Genomic DNA, 21,271 nt, shown 5'->3' with positions numbered 1-21,271 from the left:
CTATATGTTTTCTGCCATTTCTTCTTTAAAGCCGAAGAAGTACGTAAAGATGAATCCGAACGTATATGCAACTACTAATCCAAGGAAATATAATAAATATTTATTATCAGCAATTAACGGAATTAATGATAATCCTGATACACCTATTCCGAGTGAAGCCGTTTTCATAACAGCTTGGAATGCACCACCGACAGCCGCTCCTAAACAAGCAGTAATAAACGGTTTCCCAAGTGGCAATGTAACCCCGTATAATAGCGGTTCGCCAATTCCTAAAAATCCTACTGGTAATCCACCTTTAATCACATTACGAAGGCGTTTATTTTTTGTTTTCACATAAATCGCAATTGCTGCTCCTACTTGCCCAGCGCCAGCCATTGCGAATACTGGTAATAAAGGCGTTACGTGCGTTTGATTAATAAATTCCATATGAATCGGTGTTAAACCGTGATGTAATCCGACCATTACGAGAGGTAAAAATGTTCCGGCAAGCACAGCTCCAGCAAATGCTCCGCCAACATTTAAAATTGCATTAATACCGCTTGTAATACCATCAGATAAGAAGCCTGCTACTGGCTGAATCGCTAACATCGTTACTATACTTACAGCTAATACAGTAATGAGTGGTGTTACGATAATATCAACTGCATTTGGCACAGCTTTTCGCACTCGTCTCTCAACTACAACCATAAGCCATGCTGCAAAAATAACTGCAAATAATCCGCCCCGTCCGGGTACGAGCGCTTCACCAAATAATTTTACATTCGCCATCGCTGGGTTGAAAATTAAAATACCTGCAATTGCCCCAAGAACTGGTGTCCCGCCAAATTCTTTCGCTGTATTCCAACCGACTAAAATTCCTAAGAATGTAAAGATACCGCCGCCAATAAGTAGTAGCATTTGTAGCCACGTTGCATTCGGATCAGCACCTGCGTTTTTCGCAAAGTTAGCAACCCCATTTATAATTCCTGACGCAACAAGCCCCGGAATTAGCGGAATGAAAATACTTCCTATTTTTCTTAAAAAGTTTTTCACTGGTGTATTATTTTTCTTCTTAATCTCTGACTTCATCTCTTGCCCAAGATCTTCAAGGTGGTGATCTGCCACCTCACCAATTCGCAGTCCCGTTAAACCTTCCATCTCAGCTGCTACTTTATTTACTATCCCTGGTCCAACAACAACTTGAAGCGTCTCATCTTCAATAACGCCCATAACCCCTTCAACCTTTTTCAAAAGGTCCATATTCACTTTACTTTCATCATGAAGCGTTAATCGCAGTCTCGTCATACAATGAGCAATGCCACGAATATTTTTTACTCCCCCAAGTTGCTCTGAAATCTCTTTGGCCATTCTCTCTTCTTTCTTCATAATAGAATCCCCCTCCCCAAAGTTTAAAGTGCTTTCTTCACAAATCCTTTCGCACCTTTTAATTTTTCTAGTGCTTCCCCATATTCACACTGTAGTAATATCATAACGATTGCAGCTTTCACATTTCGATCTGCTTTCTCATAACACTCTGTAGCTACTTCATAACTAGCGCCTGTCGCTTCAACAATAATTCGTTTTGAGCGTTCTACCAATTTTTCATTTGTAGATTGAACATCTACCATTAAGTTTTTATATACTTTCCCTACACCAATCATAGACGCTGTAGAAATCATATTGAGTACTAACTTTTGCGCTGTGCCAGCCTTCAACCGTGTTGAGCCTGTTAATATTTCTGCGCCTGTTTCCACTTCCACATTTAGTTTTGCATATTTACTTATTTCAGCATTTTTATTACAGGAAATACTAGCTGTACTTGCTCCCACGCTACTTGCATATTTCAATCCGCCAATTACATAGGGTGTTCTACCACTTGCTGCAATTCCAATAACCGTATCTTTCTCGTTTAATCCAATACTTTTTAAATCTTCTTTTGCTAACTCTTCACGATCTTCGGCACCTTCCACCGCCTTAGTAAACGCTTTCAATCCACCTGCTATAAATCCTTGAACCATGTTATCATCTGTTCCAAATGTCGGGGGACATTCTACTGCGTCTAAAATGCCTAAACGGCCACTCGTACCAGCCCCAATATAAATTAAACGGCCTTCTTCTTCAAAAGACTTAGTAACAATTTGTACAACCTTTTCAATTTCTTCTATTTCATTTTCAACTGCTAACGCAACAGTTCGATCTTCTTCATTCATACTTTGTAACACTTCTTTTATACTCATCTCATCTAGATTCATCGTTTTCTCATTACGGTGTTCTGTCGATAAATTCTCTAACATATTGCCACCCTCTTCGAAATTATATTTCACACTTTTATTATAACTTTAAGAAATTAAAAATCAATAACTCTTTCTTATTTTATGAAATAAAATTTCACAACATGACATATTTGTGTCAAAGATAATAAAAAAGATGAGTCTCCCCATCTTTTCTTCTACTTCAATTTCCGTAACCGTAATGCTTCTTCTCTCGTCTCCATAAATTGATCTAATACTTTATTACCAATTCGATTGAAAGTAATCACGTATAAAGCATCAATCATATTCAGTTGCGTCATTCTCGAAGCAATACTCGCAATGCGATGGTCTTGCTCTACATCTGGCATACAAAGGCGAATGTCTGCCGCTTTATATAACGGAGATGATTGGTCTAGCTTCGTAATCGCAATAACTGTAGCCCCTCGCTTCTTCGCATATTGCGCCATTTCAAGTACATCTTTCGTACGACCAGAAGTTGAAATCGCAACAAATATATCTCCCTCTTTTAAATTCGTGACGAGTGGCAACATCATATGAAAATCAGATAGCATCATTGCAGTAAATCCAAGCCTTGTAAATTTATAAGCCCCGTCCATCGCCGGAGTAGCCGATCCGCCTACTCCGTAAAATATAATTTTATCCGCATTTACAATACGATCTGCAGCTTTCTCAAGTTCCTTTTTATCTATCGCAGTAACGCTCGCCTCAATTGCAGCTTTATTCACATATGTAACTTTATTAAACAAATCGTACGGTCCATCTTCCGTATTCATCACTGAAAAATCATTAATATTATAATCAGCAATCGTTAATTCACGAACGAGCGCTATCTTAAATGCTTTAAAGCTTCCGATTCCAATCGATTTACAAAAGCGAACAACACTCGCCTCACTTGCACCTGCATTCGTTGACACTTCTTTCGTCGTTAAATTCGGAACAATCTCAGCATTCTCCATTATGTACATGGCAACCTTCTTTTCAGCTGGTGAAAATTGATCCATATTACTTTCAATTTTAAATAGTAATGTTGAAGCTTTCACTATTTAACCTCCACTTCTTACGGTTGCGTATATTCTCTAATATCATTTGTATCATATAGATAAAAACCATCATTGCCAGGTGGATGGTGAACAATTACAGTTCGATCCTCTTTTTTATATGACGTTATTTCACCTTCAGATCGCTGTTTTTCCCATCCATGTATCCAAATTGCAAAGTCAGGTACAAAAGCAGTGTACTTATAGTCTTTCGGGTTTTCGTCTTCTACATAGGAAGAAAAAATAGAAACTGGAAAATTTTTCACTTTTGACTCTTTCCATGCAGTAAATGGTATACATAGTGCAATAAGTATGATTACACCTATAACTTTCCCCTTTGTAATCTTCACACTTCCCTCTCCTTGTCATATCACATACATAGATTTTATCATAATTACAATCCATTCATGCTACATGACCACTGCATTTTGCAATAAAAAAAGAGCTTACCTACATCAGATAAGCCCTTCCTCTCTATACAAAATACTTCTTCAAAAGCGGCGGCGTAATAATTGTCGTCAATATAACAACAATGACAATCGCTGTGAAATTTTCTTTCGCTAACAAATTCGCCGCAAGTCCATTTGCTGCAATGATAAGCGCTACTTCCCCGCGCGACACCATTCCCGCACCAATACTAATAGAAGATTGTAAGTTAAACCCTGTTAATCTTGCTCCTAAACCTGATCCGATTAACTTTGTGAAAATTGCGATGAGCGTCATAATGATAATGAACCAAAGTTGGCTTCCGATACCTTGAAATGTAATTTCCATTCCAATACTTACGAAGAAAACCGGTACGAATATCGCGTAAGCAATCGGTTCAATTTTATGTTCCACTTCATGCTTATACTCTGTTTGCGAAATCGCAATTCCTGCTGCAAATGCCCCAATAATACCTGCGATTCCCATCATTTCACTGTAATACGAAAAAGAGAAACAAATAATAAGTGCAGCACTAATTAACGCTTCTGTTACGCGAAGTGGTACGAGCATTTTCATAATCCACGGAACAACTTTCCAAGCGATGAAAACAATACTTACAAAAAAGATAATTTTCTTTGCAATGACTAGCGTTACATTTACATCTTGTGTGCCTAAAAAACTCATGACAAACGCTAATAAAATAACGACAATTACATCATCAAATACAGCTGCACCTAAAATCGTCGTACTTTCTCTCGTATTCATTTTCCCTAAATCTCTTAGCGTTTGAACAGAAATACTAACCGATGTGGCACAAAGTAATAACCCTAAAAAGATCGCATGCGACTGTAACATTCCAAAAGCAAGCCCTGCTAAATACCCACCAAGGAATGGGAAAATAATTCCTCCCATCGCTACTGCGAATGCAGATTTTAAATTACGATTTAACTCTTCTAAATCAGTTTCGAGTCCTGCCATAAACATAAGTAGCAAAACACCGATTTCGCTAAGCTCATCAATAAGTTCTGAACTATTAATAATACCTAGCACAGCAGGACCGATAATAATACCAACGATTAATTTACCAAGTACAGAGGGCTGGCCAAGTCTTACGCTAATATCACCAGCTAATTTCGTACAAAGTAAAATGACGACAAGTTCAAAATAAAATAACATAACATCTTCTCCTACTTTATAAAGTGAAACTTTAATCAGTGGGGAATTTCCCCATCCTCACTGATTATTAGTTAAACCAATCGGGCATTTACGGGCAGTTAATGCGGGATAAAGTGAAACTTTAATGAGTGTTTTTGTCACTCTGTTAACCCTCGTCCATTCCTGCAAGTAGTTTCCCCTATTCATTCGAATATTATTTGTCACATTTTATTTGACAAAATATTCTGAATTATAATAAAATTAACCCAGAAATTTTAAAAAACTACATACCATAACTGTACCTTTATTCACTTACGTACTCTTTTCCAATGGATTCACACTATTCGCAGTTATGGAGATGAAAAATGGGAGGAGAGTCCAAAGTGAAGTCATTATTACGAAAAAAAGCGCTTAGTACTGAATCACCACGACAGCTAGATAGAACATTAACGGCACTCGATTTAACGTTTTTAGGAATCGGCGCCGTAATTGGGACAGGGATTTTTGTATTAACAGGTATCGTAGCGGCAAAACATTCTGGCCCTGGTATTATGCTATCATTCCTTATTGCTGCATTTACTTGTGCTTGTGTAGCCTTTTGTTATGCTGAATTCGCGTCTTCTATACCAGTCTCAGGCAGTGTTTACACTTATGCATACATGACTGTCGGAGAAGTTGTCGCCTTTATCGTTGGTTGGTGTTTAATGCTCGAATATTTACTTGCCGTCGCAGCAGTAGCTGTCGGTTGGTCTGGTTATTTACAATCTTTACTACAAGGATTTAACATCCATCTGCCCGCCATAATAGCCTCGGCCCCTGGTACAGGAAAAGGTGGTCTCATTGATTTACCAGCTGTTTGTATTTTACTTCTCATTACTGGGCTTTTAAGTTTTGGTATACGCGAAAGCGCACGCATTAATAATATTATGGTCCTTATAAAATTAGCAGTTATTATCGCCTTTATCGTAGCAGGTGCAAAATATGTAAAGCCTGAAAATTGGACACCGTTCATTCCATTCGGGTACGACGGTATTATTACCGGAGCTGCCACTGTCTTCTTCGCCTTTTTAGGTTTTGATGCAATCGCAACCGCGGCAGAGGAAACGAAAAAACCGCAGCGTGATTTACCAATTGGCATTATCGGTTCCCTTCTTATTTGTACAGTTTTATACATGATCGTATCTTTCGTTTTAACAGGCATGGTTCCTTATACGCAATTAGACGTTTCTGATCCAGTTGCATTTGCACTACATTTCGTTGGTGAAGATACTATTGCGGGGCTACTTGCAGTAGGTGCGATGACAGGAATGACAACCGTTCTTTTAGTCGTTATGTATGGACAAGTTCGTGTTTCTTATGCAATGAGCCGAGACGGCTTACTCCCAAAAGCTTTATCACGCGTAAATAAAAAAGTGAAAATCCCTTTATTAAATACATGGATTACTGGAGTATTTGCAGCTTTATTAGCAGGACTTTTAGACCTACATTTACTAGCGAATTTAGTAAACATCGGTACGTTAACAGCCTTCACATTCGTTTGCTTTGCTGTACTTATTTTACGGAAAACTCATCCTGATTTAAAACGAGGCTTCCGCACACCACTCGTACCTGCACTACCGGTTGTCGCTATTCTTTGTTGTTTATATTTAATGACTAATTTGTCCAAAACGACATGGATCAGCTTTTCATTTTGGCTTATAGTCGGTTTATGCGTATACTTCTTCTACTCTAGAAAACATAGTCATTTAGCTACTAAAAAAACAAATGATGAGAAAAAAGAAGTATAAAAAAATAGCTCGCCTATAATAAAGGCGAGCTATTTTCATTAACGATTGTAAAACGAAAAATATACCGATCAACTTTTGTATACTTATCCCGCTATTTGCCGGGCAGTAAGACTCCCACTGATTAAAGTTTCACTTTATTCTCCCTTACTTCGTCTCTTTCTTTTTCTTTCTCCACGCGTTTACACTATCAAAGAAAAAGTTAATAAATAGCGTTCCTAATCCCGCTAATAAAAATGTCATTAAAAATAGAATCCATATACTTTTATCTTTTAATAAATAATATCCTACAAGGAGCACAACGGCGATCCATACATATTCAAGAATTCTTTTTAGCTTTTTCTCTTCCAAATTATTCGCTCCCTTTTTCTATACTACTTTTAGTATAACAAAAAAGAAGCCTATCATGATAAGCTTCTTTTTCTTATACCTTATTTGTTGATGCTTTTTTCAACCAGTGAAATAGCGTACTCTAACGTACGATTCATCGTTTCTACCTGTGCATCTTTTACTTTCACATCTTTTAATACAGCTTCTGCAACTGTAATTTTTTGACTCAATGATCTCACTGAACCGTCCGTTACATTTGCAGCTTGTGCTTTTTTCACTACTGCTTTTGCAGATTCAATAGTCACTTGTAATTTTTCTTTCGGTGTTTTTGGCTGTTCTTCTGCTACCTTTGATTGTACAAATGTTTGATTTGCTGTTTTTAATTCATTATACGTTTGAACAATTTGTTCTCCTGTACTTGCTATATTCTCAAACACTTTCTTTGCATTGTCATAGCTTCTTTGTAATTCGTTAAAAGCTGCTTGTGAATACTGACCTGGCTGTTCACCAAATTCATAAGTACCTGCCAATACTTCTTTCACTTTTCCGATTTCTTCATATAACGTATTTACTTGCTCTAATTTTGTACGAGTAGAAAACTCGTTATATGCCGCTACTACTTCTGAAGAACTTAATGCTTTACTATATAATTTTGCTAATGCAATTTGTCCATTTAACGGAATACCGCCATTTCCGTTGCTATCAGGATCTGCACCAAGTGCGAATGGTACGTTCGGGTGATATACTTTCCCTTGAGCCGGCTGACTATTTACTTTTTTACCATCTACATAAATTGCTACTTCACTTCCATTATACGTTCCTGTTAAATGATACGTTTTGTTTGCTTCTAATTGAACACCCACACGTTTATAACTTCCGCCAATATGAGCCCATAATTCTACATATCCACTTCCTGTAGACTCAAAACCAATTCCACCGCTCTCTGTATTTTGCAAAATGCCTTGTCCGCGAATTTCATTCATTGAAAATACAGTTTCTAATGTAAATGAATTTGCTACTTTTTCTTTTTGTGTTGCTGAAAATGGAAGATACCCAAATGTATTTGCTTTTCCATTTAATTTCATTACATTTGTTTTCAACGCTTTATCATATTCAATAGATACATTTCCTTTCACATCACCTTTTGTTCCAAACGGTGAGTTATCTTTAAATGTACCATCTAAGAAATTCACATCAAAAACGTCTGCCTTTGGTACTTTCACATTCGGATCAATATTATCTTTTTTCATTATGATTTCTGCAGTTAACGGTTGCGCACTTTCATTGCCAAACGAATCAATCGCAACTACTTCAAGTGTATATGATTTCCCGCCATCTAATCCTGCCAGTGTAAATGTAAGTTCTTTCGGCACTGGATCACGATAAAACTCTGAGAATGCTAATAACTTATTTTTAATCTCACCTGTTTGTTTATCCTTCGCTTGTACACGATAAGAGTGAACAAGAAGGTTGTCCAACGCTTGCTGGAATGTTACTGTTGCTGCATTTTCTGTTACATTTGATACAGCAAGCTTTGCATCTTTTGCAAAGTATGGTTTTTCTTTATCACGATCTTCTACATGAGTAAATGTTTCTTTCTTTGATGGTAATTTAATTTTCCAAGGTTCACCTGTCCAAGAATTCGTATGGAAGTCGCGACGATTAATCGTTACTTCTTTATCATCCACTTCTACTAATAAACCTTGGCTTAATGTACTAGCTCCTGGCGGGATATTTCCTTGTACTTTACCACCTTCAACTTCCATATAACTTACAGAAGATGTACCAACTGATGTAAAATCTTTTTGATGAATCGATCTTGGATCATCTAACGGATAATGTGAATGACCTGAAAACGTAATTACTTGTGGGTATTCTTTTAATACCGCATTAACTTTCGCACTATCTTTCGTTCCCCATTCTTGGCTACCGTACACTGTATCTTTAATATGTTGATGTAAAAATACAAAAATCGGTTTTTCTGGATCATCTTTTTGTGCCTTTGCCGTTTCTTCTTTTAACCAATTAATTTGCTTGTCCGAATAATAGCCATGTGTTGTCCCATCCTCTGGAGACATAACAAGGAAATGATACCCTTTTACCACCTTATGATAATAAACCGATTCCATTCCTGTCTTTTCTAAGAAACGCTTCTGTGCTCCCTCTACCGATAAGCCGTTCCAATAATCATGATTACCTAGAGAATTCATTCGTACCGCATCTTTATTTGCATTTTCGTTATACACTTGCATGAAACGATCATATTGCTTTACTGAACCCGAATCAGTAAAATCACCTACAATGACAAACGCATCTTGCTTTGGTGCAAGCGTATTAAATTGCTCAATCGCTCTTTTCCAGCGGAACGTATCATCTGTTCCACTATCTTTAATATGCACATCACTTACAACTGGAAAAACTATCTTCTTCTCACTTGGTGCCTTTTCTTGCTTTTTCTCTTCCGCTTTAACCGACGTACTCCACGGTAATGATACAAATGCCAATACAAACACCATTAATAATCCAATAAGACCTTTTACTTTTCGTAAAGCAGTTCTTTCCACGTGAATCCTCCTCATAATAATTGATTCATTACAAGGGCTATTTTATCTTAAACATATTAATATCGTTTAAATAACAAATGAATTTTATTAGATTTTTGTAAATATACAGTTAATTAAGTGTTAAGTCCAACATTACTCGTACTATTGTATACAACCACCTTTTGTCTAAAAGAGTCTGATCATTCTTTTCCCATGTCTATTCACATATAATCTTTTCTGTAACATTAATGATAAGTTAAGCTGTAAGCCTATTAGACAATCTTATTTTTAAAAATTTTCTTCTTTTCTTAACACATCGGCCATGCTTCTACATTTAATAGTAGTAAAAGACAACTTAAAAAGGAGGGGTTGTATTGAAGAACAAAAAAAATATTGGCTGTTTCGCTCCTTTATCTATCATTTGTCCAGACCCTTGTCCACCGCCCCCTCCTCCAAATCCAAGTTGTGAGCGAGTAACAAATGAATTTGCAGGGAATTTCCTCATAACTAACAACACCATTCCCTCTACCAAAGATGCACTACAATCAATGATACTGTGGCAAAGTGATGGGATACTGCTTATATCAGGTACTGTCTCGGTTTACAATAGTACTAGCAGCACTGAAGCAATTACAATTCAAATCATTGGAGCAGTAACCAATATTTTCACTGTGTTTCCTGGCAATACAATATCTTACACAGGTAAAGATTTAAAATCCGTTAGTATTATTAATATACAAAATAATCCTTCACTATATTTAGAAGGCAAGTACTGTTGCCAATTTACATGTTGCTTATAGAATACCAATTTTATTACTTCCTCAATTTAAAAAAAGCATACCATTTACGGTATGCTTTTTTTATGAAATTGGATAACGTACTGTAATACAAAACTCGCCTTGATTAACAGTTGTTCCTGTCGTAGTAATTCGGACAGTAGTAAAATATCGTACAGTGAAAGTACCACTACTTTGTGGTTGTACAGTAATTGTATCAACTACTGTAGCACCGACTAAAAAATCAACTGTAATGGGATTCGCGCCTACATCATATTTCACATAACCTGAACCATATACTTCTTGTGTAATATTATTCGTATATACAATTTGAGTACCAGCACCTGTAATAGACCAGTCTGTACATACTTGATCTTGCACAAGTGTTTTATTAGAACAACAAGACAAACCGGAACTTCTCATTCCCATTTCGATCCTCTCCTATTCTACTATGAAAGTGGATAACGTGTTGTAATACAAAATTCTCCCTGATACGTTCCACCAGGTGTTGCAGGTAACACAACTTGTATACTAGCAAAGCGGCGATACGTAAAAGCGATACTCGTTCCTGGGTTTAATGTTTGTGTATCAATTGTAGCCCCAGCAGAATCAAGCGCTTCTACAGTAATTGGACCTGGACCAACATCATATTTAACAAAACCAGTACCAACTACATTTTGGTTAATATTATTTGTATAAAGAACATTATCAATTGCTGTTGCAACTACAGTAGCAGACCACGGACTACACACTTTATCTTGCACATAATTTTTATCTGGACAGCAAGTTAATACTGACCCTGAGCACTCACAAGACATAGTTGTTTCCCCTCTCTCTTTTATATTCCCTATATGTGTATGTCCTTCAGAGTCTTTTGCCTGTACTATTCATCCATTTTCAAAAAATAATCCCACCCTAATACTACTAACTAAATAGATTCAGTTTTGTTTCGTTTTTTCATAAATTTATAGATAAAGATACTACCTATAACAATAAGAACAACCACTAATATAGGTAACATATATTGTCCAACAACACCCGCTGCTTTTTCCCAATGCGGACCTAATTTCATTCCAAAATAAATATACAAAGTCGTTAACGGGAACATTGCTACAAATGTATATATGCTAAATTTCCATATGTTCATTTTCGCCATACCACATGGAACGGAAATAAGCGTTCGAACTCCTGGCACAAAGCGTCCAACAAATGCTACAACCGGTCCATATTTTTCAAAGAAATCATCTGCTTTTTGAATTTGTTCTTCTTTAATGAAGAAGTATTTCCCGTATTTTATTAATAGAGGACGACCACCGTAATAACCTAGTGCGTATAACGTTAATGGTCCTGTCGTTCCCCCTAGTGTTCCAGCTAATACAGCTAGCCAAAAATTCATATCACCCTCGTATACCCAATATCCAACCATAGGCAAAACTACCTCTGCTGGAATAAACTCAAAAGTTAAAGCTAACACGACTCCAAAATAAGAAAACTGCTTTAAAAACTCGATTATATCTAAAATAATTTGCTCCATATTTTCAACTCCTATCCTACGTTTACGTTATGCTTTTCTTGCAATTGCACTGGCGCCATTTTTACAATTCGATTTAAAATAAATAACACAATTCCAATATCATCTAAAATACCGATAAACGGTAAGAAGTCTGGAATTAAATCGAGCGGCATCGCTACATAACCAACTAAAAAAGCAATAGATAAGATTTTCTTCTTTATGGAAACCTCTTTTGAAGTAAAAAAGTCAAATAGAAATGGAACAAAACGGCGGACATGAAATACAACTCTTAATCTACTAATAAGTTTTTTCATTTTCTAGCTCCTCTCTTTGTATACAAAAAGGACCCTACCAAATATGGTAAGGGTCCTAAAAAGACAATAAGGGGCCTTTACCATTGCTGGTAAAGGTCTCACTAACAACGAAACGTTGCCAATAAAGCCGAGGGTTTCTCCCTGTAATGACGACTTTACTGTAATAAGTTACTCCCCTTTAGATACACAATTTTATACAATCACATTAAGATATTTGGAGGGGCTTGTCAATATTTTTTTCATAATGAAACTTCACATACTTCTATCACTGTTACAATTTGTCTGCTTAATCTTCCCTACAATCTATTTTTAAAGCGGATTACATTTCGGTATCTCTAACCCTGAGGATTGTGCTAACTTCAATAAATAGTAACACTCCTCCCTCGCCATATGATCCGCCATCCTGGCTGATAATGAACTTAATATTTGCTCAGACAACTCTAATTCTTCTACTTCTCGAAGGAAATGCGAGAATAACTTTAGCTCTAGTGAAACGTCTTTTGTAAACTTCTTCAAAGCTGGAAAATGTTTCAGTTCTGCCCGTAAATAACCTGTCATTTCAACTGCCTTTAAATAAAATTGTTCAAAATGTTTAGCAAACAAATCACTTTTCTCCTTCAATCTTTTTTCCACAACATCTAATCCGCCTGAAATAGAACCAGCATGCCCTGCTGCATCCGTTAACCACGCGAGATGATAGTGTAGTTCATGAAAAACGGGCGGGACTTCTCCCCTCCCTAAGTATTCTAATACTGTTATATATTCCTCCACTTCATTTACCATATGATTAATAAAAGTCGGAGTAAAATGAATCACAATTTTACCTTCCAATTGCTTTTGTATAATATTTAATTTAAATGCTCGAATCTCCTCTGCAGCTTGTTCTGCATCTTTTGAAAATGCAATAAAATTTACAGTATGAATTTCATTTAAAAAGTTCGTAAATTTTTCTACAAAATAGGTGGCTTTCTGTATATCTTCTTTCTCCTGTGGAGCTAAAGCATCTAGTAAAAACTGAGCATGATCCCCAAGAACTTTGAGCCAAAATTTATGTTCAAACAGTGCGCTTTCTTCATACATTCTATCCACACTATCCCCCCTATGGTTACTCATGCCTCTGATGAAATTTGAAGCTTATAGCAATCTGGATCATACAGAGTAATTACCACCCCATCCGCATGCTGTTCTTCCGCAAAAGATATTTTGTAAAACTGTAATTTTCTCTTTACTTTTTCCATATCAGAAATTGAAAAGGTTATTAATTCACACGAAGAATTAGCAACCTTCTCTCGCCCTCGTAAATTCCGATTTACCACAAAACAAATTCTCGTTAAACCAACGTCATACCAAACACCTGTTACATGTAGTTGAGGTCTCTTCTTGCTTGGTTTAAAGCCTAAAATCCCTTCATAAAAATACAATGTTTCCTTTAAATTTTTTGATTCTAATACGATGCATGTTGTAATGCCTTCCATCCTCAACTCCCCCTGTCTCTATTAGTTTTTTATATGAGTCATAAATGACAATTATGTACGAATACAATACATAGTAATGGATATTTCATTTATAAAGGAGGGTTGTGACATGGATAAATTCATGAAATCCTACATACCTTATCACGGTCCAAACGATCCTTGTCCTCCAATTGGAAAGAAATATTACTCAACTCCCCCGCACTTATATATGGGTTTTCAACCAACTAATTTACCCCAATTCACACCAAAAGAAGCTTTAAGAAAAGGGACTTTATGGCCTGCCTTTTATGATTATTATGAAAATCCTTACAAAAAAGGACGGTGAATAAAGACGTGACACAAACATTGCCTGATGAATATTACAAATGGATTGAAGAACTTCAAGAATTAGACTTTGTATTAGTTGAACTTACTCTCTATTTAGATACGCATCCCGACGATACTGCAGCTATAAATCAATTCAACGATTTTTCTTATAAACGAAGAGTATTAAAACAAAAAATTGAAGAAAAATACGGACCACTTCAGCAGTTTGGAAATAGTTATTCTAACGCTCCCTGGGAATGGAGCAAAGGACCGTGGCCATGGCAAATATGAAGGAGAGAAACTATGTGGATTTATGAAAAAAAATTACAGTATCCTGTTAAGGTGAGTACTTGTAATCCAGCACTCGCCAGATTATTAGTTGAACAGTACGGTGGTGCGGACGGCGAACTAGCTGCTGCTCTGCGCTACTTAAATCAGCGTTATACTATTCCTGATAAAGTCGTTGGCTTACTAACCGATATTGGTACAGAAGAGTTCGCACATTTAGAAATGATTGCTACAATGATTTATAAATTAACAAAAGATGCAACACCTGAACAAATGAAAGCTGCCGGATTAGACGCGCATTATGCGAATCATGATAGCGCCTTGTTTTACCATAATGCAGGTGGTGTTCCTTTTACTGCCACTTACATTCAAGCGAAAGGAGATCCTATCGCAGATTTATACGAGGATATTGCAGCTGAAGAAAAAGCACGAGCGACTTATCAATGGCTAATTGATTTATCAGACGATCCCGATATAAATGATAGCTTACGCTTTTTACGCGAACGAGAAATTGTCCATTCTCAACGTTTCCGAGAGGCTGTAGAAATTTTAAAAGAAGAACGTGATAGGCAAATTTATTTTTAATACACATATCCTAGCGATATGTGTTTTTTTACGTTAAAAGTGAAATTCTTCCTGCATTAACATATAAATAGTATATTTATTCAATTTTACGCATTATTTTAAAATATTTTTAAAATTCCCTCTTGCTTTCTAGTCATCAGACCTTTAAAATAATAACAGTTAATCGACAAATTATTTGAATTTTCGACAAAAAAACGCTCATTAGGAGGCTTTTCTTTATATGCGTACAACTTTAAAACCAGCGCAAATACTTTCGATTAGTTTATTACTATTCGCAGTTTTCTTCGGTGCTGGTAATATGATTTTCCCGCCTCTTCTCGGTCTTTCTTCCGGAGAAAATATGTGGGTTTCCATTACAGGATTTATTATTACAGATGTCGGTTTATCTTTACTAGCTATCGTCGCTGTTGCCCTTGCTGGTGGTAGTTTTAATACTTTAGCGAGCCGTGTCCACCCAAAATTCGCAGCAGTATTCGCTATCATTATTTATCTTTCCATCGGCCCACTATTTGTTATTCCACGAACTGGAACTGTATCTTATGAAATTGGGATTGCACCACTTTTCCCAGATCAATGGTACTCTATGTTAGTTTTTAGTGCGATTTTCTTTATAGTCGTCTACTTCTTATCGTTAAATCCATCCAAATTAGTAGATCATATCGGAAAAATATTAACGCCAATTTTGCTTGGAATTATTGCAATTATGGCAACAAAGGCGATTCTTTCACCAGTATCGTTCGCAGAACCTGTTGGTGACTATAAAGAAATCCCATTTTTCAAAGGATTTCTCGAAGGCTTTTTAACATTAGATGCAATCGGAGCTCTCGTATTATCAACAATTGTTGTAAATGCAATTCGCCAAAACGGTATACAAGATAAGAAATCCATTGCAAAATATACAATTATTTGCGGAAGCATTGCGGCTCTTTTCTTAACAATTGTTTACTTCTTACTAGGTTATATCGGCGCTTCAAACGGAAACTTAGGACAATTTGAAAATGGCGGTCAACTATTAGCAACTATTATGTATCAATTCTTTGGGACAAGCGGTAATGTTTTATTAAGTATCGCAATTATAGCTGCTTGTTTAACGACTGCAATCGGTGTTGTAAGTGCATTCGCCAACTATTTCACAACAGTATTAACAAATGTTTCATATAAGAAGCTTGTACTATACGTTTGTATTTTTAGCTTCGTTATTTCAAACTTAGGATTAAGTTTATTAATCAAAATTACATTACCCGTATTAATTATTTTATATCCAATTACAATCATTTTAATTTTCGTATCATTTATCGATAAATATACGAAACGTAAACCTTCTGTCTATATCGGAGCGATGATCGCAGCATTCATTATTAGCTGTATTCATGCACTTGATAATGTGGGAATGATACCAAGTTTTATCGCTAATATCGTACACACAATTCCTTTTTATAACTTAGGAATCGGCTGGATCGTTCCAGCAATAATCGGTGGTATAATCGGATACTGTATTCCACAAACAGAAGCTGCAGGTGAAGTTTCTACAAAATAAAGAAAAAAAGCAAGCATGAAATCCATGCTTGCTTCTTTTTATTTTCTATCGCTGAATACAGTATTTGTATATGAGCGAACAGTTAACATATAGTAGCCTAAGTAAATCATGATATACACTCCTATACTACCTAGTAAAGGAAGACTATATTCAAACATCCCTGTAAAGCCCATCAAACTTAAAAATGCAAAGAATGTATGACAAATCGCAAGCAGTAATGGTACTACGAAAATCGCTCCTACTTGTTTTCTTACAGACTCTGTTGCTTCTCTTTTCGTTAGTCCGATTTTCTTTAACATTCCATATGCTGGTCGCTCTGCCAGCGCTTCTGTTATTTGTTTAAAGTATAAAATACAGCCAGTAGCCAGAATAAAAACAATCCCTAAAAATACACTTGCAAATAACAACACTGCACCATCTTGCAACTCAGCTTGACTCGCCTGTTCAAATGATTGGAATTTCGCTTCCTTAAAAAGAATAGTCTCTAGCTCTTTCGTTAGCTCTCTACTACCGTTTCCTTCAACGATAAATCCACTTACCTTTGAAACAACATTTCCTTGCTGCATCTTATTAAAGAACGAATCTTGAACAACAAGTCCAACTGGTGCAAGTTTCGCACTAACAATTGTTTCCTCACGATGCTCAACAATTGTTATACCATTCTTCATCCCTTCAAAGGACACGTTGTTTCCTTCAAGCGAATTCTTTTCAATGTTATATGATTTATACGGATCTAATAAAATTGCTTCCTTTTCCGAATGAAGCACAGCTTTTTTATTCCCTAACATAGAAGCTGATTTATTAAAATCCGACTCTTTTATAACTTGTACATTACCATTACCTATTAAATACCCAGTTAATATTTGTTCTCCATCTATCTTCCCTTGCATAGAAAGTAAAGCTACGAACGTTTCATTTTTTATTCCTAACTCATGTTTTTGAATTTCTTCTCTAACTTTCTTATCTAATTCCTTTCCAGTTGTTACATACTCATAACTAACTGGATTCATTAATGTCGCCGTTTTCTGCGCTCCATAATACATACTAGAACTAATTCCAATTGTACATAGTGTCACTGCACTTAATAAAGATAATAGCGCAAGCATCTTTACGTTCCCTTTTATTCTAAAGAACAATGAAGAAATGGATAAAATGTTCGTTCCATTCCAATATTTCGTTTTATCTCCCTTTATTTTATGGAGTGATTTCACTGTATACTGCTCGAATAGTAAAAATGTACCTTTTACAATACACCCAAAAATAATTAGACCTGTAATAAAAATTGCTCCAAACCCAAAAACTTGTGTGAGTAACGCAATTATATAACCTGTAATTAATAAAACAATCGCTCGTTTTGCCTTCTTACTTGAATACGTAGGTGCTTCTTCTTTCTGATTTTCACCATATAGTAATTCAACTAAACGATACTCATAAATTAACTTTTTACTTTTCCATGATGCAATAAAAAAAATCGCACCTATCGTTATAAGAACTTCTACTATAGACAAAAATGAAATCGTAAATGTAAAAGTAAACGCACTTCCCATTAGCTTCGCAAGAAGCCCTGCACATATATTCGCTATAAATAAACCAGAAATAATACCTAATACACTTGCCGCAGCACCAACTAGTAATGTTTCATAAAAGAGTAACTTCGCAATTTCTTCTTTACGGATACCTAGTAAACTGTATAGCGCAATTTCTTTTTTCTTCTTTCGCAAAAAGAAGCTATTACAATAAAAAATAAATATCGTCAAAAAGATAATCAATAATATTTGTGCAAACGTAAATGTCGTTTCCACCTTATCTGACTCTTTTAAAAGAGCTACTACACTTTCATTTCGTTTAATCGATACGAATGTAAAATAAATAATAATGCTGCCTACTAATGAAATAAAGTATAGAAAATAATCTTTCACATTCCGCTTTATACTACGTTTTGATACTTCTAAAAAATCCATCGTATACCTTCACCAGCTCTCGCGTTTCTCTATACATGAAGTGTATACGAAATTGTATTTCTTCCCTATCGATTTTCATTACACCTCTCTTACGATATTGTAATATAACAAAATAAAAGAACCTAGTTTCCTAGGCTCTTCACATCGTATGTTTAAAAGTAAATAACTCTTCTTTTGACTGCACAGCAGGCTGTTCCTCTTCTACATCTTTCCTCTTTCTCTCTCCTCCTAATCTTACTTTCAACATCGCCTCTTCTATACTTTTCACAATCATATTTCCTGAAAAAATAGTAAGCCCGAAAAATGTAATTGGGACGAGAGGAATCCATGGATGCACTGTTAATGACCTAAAGTATACTCCAATTAAACCTGACCATTCATGCGTATAAGATTCCACTTCTTCCACCGGCCCCATAAAGTTAACTGTTCCACCAAAGAATACTTCCAGTAACCCTAAGTGCAGTAAAATAGTAAGAGTCTGCGTAAACTGTTGAAGAAATACGAGTATAAACGTCATATAGAGATGCGGAAAAAGATGTTTTATAACAATACGTCTTCTCGATCCGCCTAATATGCGCGCGGCATCAATAAATTCTTCCGTTTGTAATTTACGAACTTCCTTCGCAACATACAGTGCAATAACTGGCATCACAAGCATTACGAGTAATACCACTTGAAATGAAGCTCTTTCAAAAAAAGTTGTTGTCTCCTCTCCACTTCCAAATGTATTTGCAAAGTGAAGAAAAAAATACGCAATCATAACTGTTGGAATAACTGTAAAACTATCAAAAAAAGCCTCAATCTTTGAAAAGCCTCTTTTTACATACGTTCCGATTACAACACCGAAAAAAACACCTATTACCATTCTAAGTGCCGCAATTAAAATAGATATACCAATCGTCCATTTCGCCCCTTCAATGACTAAATGTAAAAGGTCGTATCCTTTCCGGTCTGTCCCGAGTAAAAATTGTAATGAAGGTGAAAACGGTGGTACTTCTGGATTTTCATCCGCATCATATTGCAATGTAACTTGTCTAATATGTCCATCATTCCATATCGTATTTCCGATGCTCAAAAGAACTAATATGAGAAGAAACCCAATGCTTATCCAAAATCTTTTATCGCGTTTTATATACGTCCACATATTATAGTCTCTCCTTCATCGCAGCTGGAATGAGGTAATCAAACAATTTAAACAAAATAAAAATCGGAATATAAATAAGTAGCACACTAACGATGAAAACCTCCACCCTAATACCCTCGTACGATTTTAAAAACATGAAAATACCACCCGTATTAAAAATCCATTCTATAATATATAAATTAGATAACATAAAAAAGATATTTGTTTTCGCAAAGAAAAGTGTACTAAGCAACACATTTCGTAAAACATGACGATTTAAAATATGAATACGATTTAGCCCTTTCGCCTTAGCAAATAGTACATAATCTTTTTCTAGTTCATTTTCAAAACGAAGCACCAACATTTTTACGAACAGAATCGTAGTCGGTATACTCAAACAAAATATCGGTAATCCTCTAATCGACTCGCCTCCAATTGACGCAATTTGAAAAGGTAAAAAACCTGTTTGTTTAAAAAACCATACAACTAAAATTTGCGATACTAAAATAAGAAGAATGTCTGGAATAGATTCTAGAAAGATGAGAAATGATTTAATACGATGTTGTATACGCGGTGAACTACTCATAATTACATAAACAATACAAAATGCTACAAATAATGAAATGAAAAAAGCAGCCAAAAAAATAACAATCGTTTCTTTATAATGGACGAACAACTGTGGAAATAAAAATTTACCTCTCACATATTGCAAATTGGAGATATCCATTAAGTTCACAAACACTTCTTTTAAACTCTGTATGTACTCTGATGCATGCAGCTCAAATCCATAAAATAATTTCGGCAGTGCTCCTATACAAATAATGCCCAAAATCGAAATAATAAATTGAATTGTCACTTCCATCCCATTCAGAAAAACTTTTTTGACCACGTTTTCCCTTCTCTCTATATATAATTTACCCTCTAATTTTATTCTTAATTTTCTGAATTGTAAATATTTATAAAGAAAAATCACTAGGTTATGACCCTAGTGATTCTTTATGCGCATGCCCTTCTCTTTTCGCAAACGGTATATACAAAATGAAACATCCCATAAGCGCAGCTATTTCTAATGAAATAATATAGTAAGGATGCGGCCCTAACATATCGAGTAATGAAGCAGTTTCTGGCTTATGAGCTAAAAACATATAATTGCCACCCGTTTTATAATTAACAAATGAAACGATTGGAATTACTATGTTTAAAAATATCATCGTACGCTTAATCGATTGCAAGGTAGGTCTATATCCTTCTACCCACGTCATAAAGAGCGGTGCCCAAATGAGTAATACATGTGCAATGAAGAATTCTATAAAGCGAAAATGCGGAAAAGCGTATTGCACGTTCGGCGTTAAAATGGCTTGCGATGCACCGATAATTCCTGTAAAAAACACAATCTCATATATTCGATAGCTTTTCGTTACAATCATAATCGATGCTAACAATAAACTAATCGTACATAACTCAAATGGTAATGAAGTGCCTAGCTCAAAAATACCGGCTTTCCATTCCCACATATGAAGTCCAATCTCACTTCCTATAAATAGAAATGCAATCGCATATCGAACCGTTATATTCCACTCACTTTGACGCAATAAATCTTGGTATTGATACAGAAAAAATATCCCCACCAACATAATAAATAATATAATGACATGTTGCCTCGAGTACGGAATAAATGGTTTTAATGGATGCGTACTAAAATAAGCTTCCATCTTCCTTCCTCCTCTCCTTCATACAATATTATTATTAGAAAGAAACAACGAGTCAATTCATTTGCTTAAACTAGGACAACCTCCACCTTACATTTACATATTTATACCTTACAAAACTGTAAGGTTATTGTAAGCTAAAACGATTTGTCAGATT

The 21,271-nt window shown here is 35.7% G+C and carries 23 protein-coding genes; 6 read left to right on the top strand and 17 right to left on the bottom strand.

Features of this window, described 5'->3' with window-relative positions:
- From QCI77_RS04330 to QCI77_RS04310, 5 genes are all read right to left on the bottom strand, one after another.
- Entirely contained in the window at window positions 1–1,365 is a 1,365-nt protein-coding gene (locus tag QCI77_RS04330) for a PTS transporter subunit EIIC (protein WP_353824548.1), read from the bottom strand.
- Between the two features lie 23 nt (window positions 1,366–1,388).
- Window positions 1,389–2,273, bottom strand: coding sequence for an N-acetylmuramic acid 6-phosphate etherase (gene murQ / locus QCI77_RS04325; protein WP_002166328.1), 885 nt, complete (start codon window positions 2,271–2,273; stop codon window positions 1,389–1,391).
- A gap of 155 nt (window positions 2,274–2,428) precedes the next feature.
- Window positions 2,429–3,292 (bottom strand): MurR/RpiR family transcriptional regulator, encoded by an 864-nt coding sequence (locus QCI77_RS04320; protein WP_002029960.1) that lies wholly within the window; start codon window positions 3,290–3,292, stop codon window positions 2,429–2,431.
- Window positions 3,293–3,309: 17 nt separating this feature from the next.
- Complete coding sequence (locus QCI77_RS04315; protein ID WP_113768982.1) at window positions 3,310–3,639, bottom strand: outer surface protein; 330 nt, start codon at window positions 3,637–3,639, stop codon at window positions 3,310–3,312.
- Window positions 3,640–3,763: 124 nt separating this feature from the next.
- On the bottom strand, window positions 3,764–4,891 hold the full coding sequence (locus tag QCI77_RS04310) for a cation:proton antiporter (protein WP_002010790.1): 1,128 nt from the start codon (window positions 4,889–4,891) through the stop codon (window positions 3,764–3,766).
- A gap of 362 nt (window positions 4,892–5,253) precedes the next feature.
- On the opposite strand from QCI77_RS04310, the gene bcaP reads away from it, so the two are divergent.
- Complete coding sequence (gene bcaP / locus QCI77_RS04305; RefSeq protein WP_033710191.1) at window positions 5,254–6,657, top strand: branched-chain amino acid transporter BcaP; 1,404 nt, start codon at window positions 5,254–5,256, stop codon at window positions 6,655–6,657.
- Window positions 6,658–6,801: 144 nt separating this feature from the next.
- Here the strand turns inward: bcaP and QCI77_RS04300 are convergent, their stop codons facing one another.
- Window positions 6,802–7,005, bottom strand: a complete 204-nt coding sequence (locus QCI77_RS04300; protein ID WP_000391506.1) for a hypothetical protein — start codon at window positions 7,003–7,005, stop codon at window positions 6,802–6,804.
- Between the two features lie 80 nt (window positions 7,006–7,085).
- The gene (locus QCI77_RS04295) at window positions 7,086–9,548 is read right to left on the bottom strand and encodes a LamG-like jellyroll fold domain-containing protein (protein WP_353824547.1); all 2,463 of its coding nucleotides are present in this window, start codon (window positions 9,546–9,548) and stop codon (window positions 7,086–7,088) included.
- A gap of 353 nt (window positions 9,549–9,901) precedes the next feature.
- On the opposite strand from QCI77_RS04295, the gene QCI77_RS04290 reads away from it, so the two are divergent.
- Window positions 9,902–10,327, top strand: coding sequence for an S-Ena type endospore appendage (locus QCI77_RS04290; protein ID WP_002087412.1), 426 nt, complete (start codon window positions 9,902–9,904; stop codon window positions 10,325–10,327).
- Between the two features lie 60 nt (window positions 10,328–10,387).
- Here QCI77_RS04290 and QCI77_RS04285 read toward each other — a convergent pair whose 3' ends face one another.
- The 6 genes from QCI77_RS04285 to QCI77_RS04260 form a co-directional block, all read right to left on the bottom strand.
- Window positions 10,388–10,732: a DUF3992 domain-containing protein gene (locus QCI77_RS04285; RefSeq protein WP_000525803.1), complete on the bottom strand. Its 345-nt coding sequence runs from the start codon at window positions 10,730–10,732 to the stop codon at window positions 10,388–10,390.
- A 20-nt stretch (window positions 10,733–10,752) separates the two neighbouring features.
- Window positions 10,753–11,121: a DUF3992 domain-containing protein gene (locus QCI77_RS04280; RefSeq protein WP_113768980.1), complete on the bottom strand. Its 369-nt coding sequence runs from the start codon at window positions 11,119–11,121 to the stop codon at window positions 10,753–10,755.
- Window positions 11,122–11,231: 110 nt separating this feature from the next.
- Window positions 11,232–11,837: a DedA family protein gene (locus QCI77_RS04275; protein ID WP_113768979.1), complete on the bottom strand. Its 606-nt coding sequence runs from the start codon at window positions 11,835–11,837 to the stop codon at window positions 11,232–11,234.
- An 11-nt stretch (window positions 11,838–11,848) separates the two neighbouring features.
- Entirely contained in the window at window positions 11,849–12,130 is a 282-nt protein-coding gene (locus tag QCI77_RS04270) for a YkvA family protein (protein WP_000733844.1), read from the bottom strand.
- A gap of 309 nt (window positions 12,131–12,439) precedes the next feature.
- Window positions 12,440–13,219 carry a DUF2935 domain-containing protein gene (locus QCI77_RS04265; RefSeq protein ID WP_060750015.1) on the bottom strand — a complete coding sequence of 260 codons (780 nt, stop codon included), beginning with the start codon at window positions 13,217–13,219 and terminating at the stop codon, window positions 12,440–12,442.
- Between the two features lie 20 nt (window positions 13,220–13,239).
- Window positions 13,240–13,605 (bottom strand): VOC family protein, encoded by a 366-nt coding sequence (locus QCI77_RS04260; RefSeq protein ID WP_113768978.1) that lies wholly within the window; start codon window positions 13,603–13,605, stop codon window positions 13,240–13,242.
- A 109-nt stretch (window positions 13,606–13,714) separates the two neighbouring features.
- Here QCI77_RS04260 and QCI77_RS04255 point away from each other — a divergent pair, with 109 nt between their 5' ends.
- The 4 genes from QCI77_RS04255 to brnQ2 all read left to right on the top strand — a co-directional run bounded on the left by QCI77_RS04255 (window position 13,715) and on the right by brnQ2 (window position 16,321).
- Window positions 13,715–13,930 carry a spore coat associated protein CotJA gene (locus QCI77_RS04255; RefSeq protein WP_000357172.1) on the top strand — a complete coding sequence of 72 codons (216 nt, stop codon included), beginning with the start codon at window positions 13,715–13,717 and terminating at the stop codon, window positions 13,928–13,930.
- An 8-nt stretch (window positions 13,931–13,938) separates the two neighbouring features.
- The gene (locus QCI77_RS04250; RefSeq protein ID WP_002140482.1) at window positions 13,939–14,202 is read left to right on the top strand and encodes a spore coat protein CotJB; all 264 of its coding nucleotides are present in this window, start codon (window positions 13,939–13,941) and stop codon (window positions 14,200–14,202) included.
- A 12-nt stretch (window positions 14,203–14,214) separates the two neighbouring features.
- Window positions 14,215–14,784 carry a spore coat protein CotJC gene (gene cotJC / locus QCI77_RS04245; protein ID WP_002140479.1) on the top strand — a complete coding sequence of 190 codons (570 nt, stop codon included), beginning with the start codon at window positions 14,215–14,217 and terminating at the stop codon, window positions 14,782–14,784.
- A 220-nt stretch (window positions 14,785–15,004) separates the two neighbouring features.
- Window positions 15,005–16,321, top strand: a complete 1,317-nt coding sequence (gene brnQ2 / locus QCI77_RS04240) for a branched-chain amino acid transport system II carrier protein BrnQ2 (RefSeq protein ID WP_002029943.1) — start codon at window positions 15,005–15,007, stop codon at window positions 16,319–16,321.
- Between the two features lie 38 nt (window positions 16,322–16,359).
- Here brnQ2 and QCI77_RS04235 read toward each other — a convergent pair whose 3' ends face one another.
- The 4 genes from QCI77_RS04235 to QCI77_RS04220 form a co-directional block, all read right to left on the bottom strand.
- Window positions 16,360–18,282 carry an FtsX-like permease family protein gene (locus tag QCI77_RS04235; protein ID WP_113768977.1) on the bottom strand — a complete coding sequence of 641 codons (1,923 nt, stop codon included), beginning with the start codon at window positions 18,280–18,282 and terminating at the stop codon, window positions 16,360–16,362.
- 139 nt (window positions 18,283–18,421) lie between these two features.
- On the bottom strand, window positions 18,422–19,426 hold the full coding sequence (locus QCI77_RS04230; RefSeq protein ID WP_088035200.1) for an ABC transporter permease: 1,005 nt from the start codon (window positions 19,424–19,426) through the stop codon (window positions 18,422–18,424).
- A gap of 1 nt (window position 19,427) precedes the next feature.
- On the bottom strand, window positions 19,428–20,294 hold the full coding sequence (locus QCI77_RS04225; RefSeq protein WP_353824546.1) for an ABC transporter permease subunit: 867 nt from the start codon (window positions 20,292–20,294) through the stop codon (window positions 19,428–19,430).
- 88 nt (window positions 20,295–20,382) lie between these two features.
- The gene (locus QCI77_RS04220; protein ID WP_113768975.1) at window positions 20,383–21,117 is read right to left on the bottom strand and encodes a YwaF family protein; all 735 of its coding nucleotides are present in this window, start codon (window positions 21,115–21,117) and stop codon (window positions 20,383–20,385) included.
- Between the last annotated feature and the right edge of the window lie 154 nt (window positions 21,118–21,271).

Origin of the sequence: Bacillus cereus group sp. MG9, from assembly GCF_040459995.1 — a bacterium.
In the GTDB taxonomy this organism is placed as follows: domain Bacteria; phylum Bacillota; class Bacilli; order Bacillales; family Bacillaceae_G; genus Bacillus_A; species Bacillus_A mycoides.
This window is presented reverse-complemented; position numbering and strand designations above follow the sequence as displayed.

Coding starts and splice junctions, on each gene's coding strand:
- QCI77_RS04330 (WP_353824548.1), bottom strand. CDS start 1,365: ATGAAGAAAGAAGAGAGAATGGCCAAAGAGATTTCAGAGCAACTTGGG.
- murQ (WP_002166328.1), bottom strand. CDS start 2,273: ATGTTAGAGAATTTATCGACAGAACACCGTAATGAGAAAACGATGAAT.
- QCI77_RS04310 (WP_002010790.1), bottom strand. CDS start 4,891: ATGTTATTTTATTTTGAACTTGTCGTCATTTTACTTTGTACGAAATTA.
- QCI77_RS04285 (WP_000525803.1), bottom strand. CDS start 10,732: ATGGGAATGAGAAGTTCCGGTTTGTCTTGTTGTTCTAATAAAACACTT.
- QCI77_RS04280 (WP_113768980.1), bottom strand. CDS start 11,121: ATGTCTTGTGAGTGCTCAGGGTCAGTATTAACTTGCTGTCCAGATAAA.
- QCI77_RS04275 (WP_113768979.1), bottom strand. CDS start 11,837: ATGGAGCAAATTATTTTAGATATAATCGAGTTTTTAAAGCAGTTTTCT.
- QCI77_RS04270 (WP_000733844.1), bottom strand. CDS start 12,130: ATGAAAAAACTTATTAGTAGATTAAGAGTTGTATTTCATGTCCGCCGT.
- QCI77_RS04260 (WP_113768978.1), bottom strand. CDS start 13,605: ATGGAAGGCATTACAACATGCATCGTATTAGAATCAAAAAATTTAAAG.
- QCI77_RS04255 (WP_000357172.1), top strand. CDS start 13,715: ATGGATAAATTCATGAAATCCTACATACCTTATCACGGTCCAAACGAT.
- cotJC (WP_002140479.1), top strand. CDS start 14,215: ATGTGGATTTATGAAAAAAAATTACAGTATCCTGTTAAGGTGAGTACT.
- brnQ2 (WP_002029943.1), top strand. CDS start 15,005: ATGCGTACAACTTTAAAACCAGCGCAAATACTTTCGATTAGTTTATTA.
- QCI77_RS04235 (WP_113768977.1), bottom strand. CDS start 18,282: ATGGATTTTTTAGAAGTATCAAAACGTAGTATAAAGCGGAATGTGAAA.
- QCI77_RS04230 (WP_088035200.1), bottom strand. CDS start 19,426: ATGTGGACGTATATAAAACGCGATAAAAGATTTTGGATAAGCATTGGG.
- QCI77_RS04220 (WP_113768975.1), bottom strand. CDS start 21,117: ATGGAAGCTTATTTTAGTACGCATCCATTAAAACCATTTATTCCGTAC.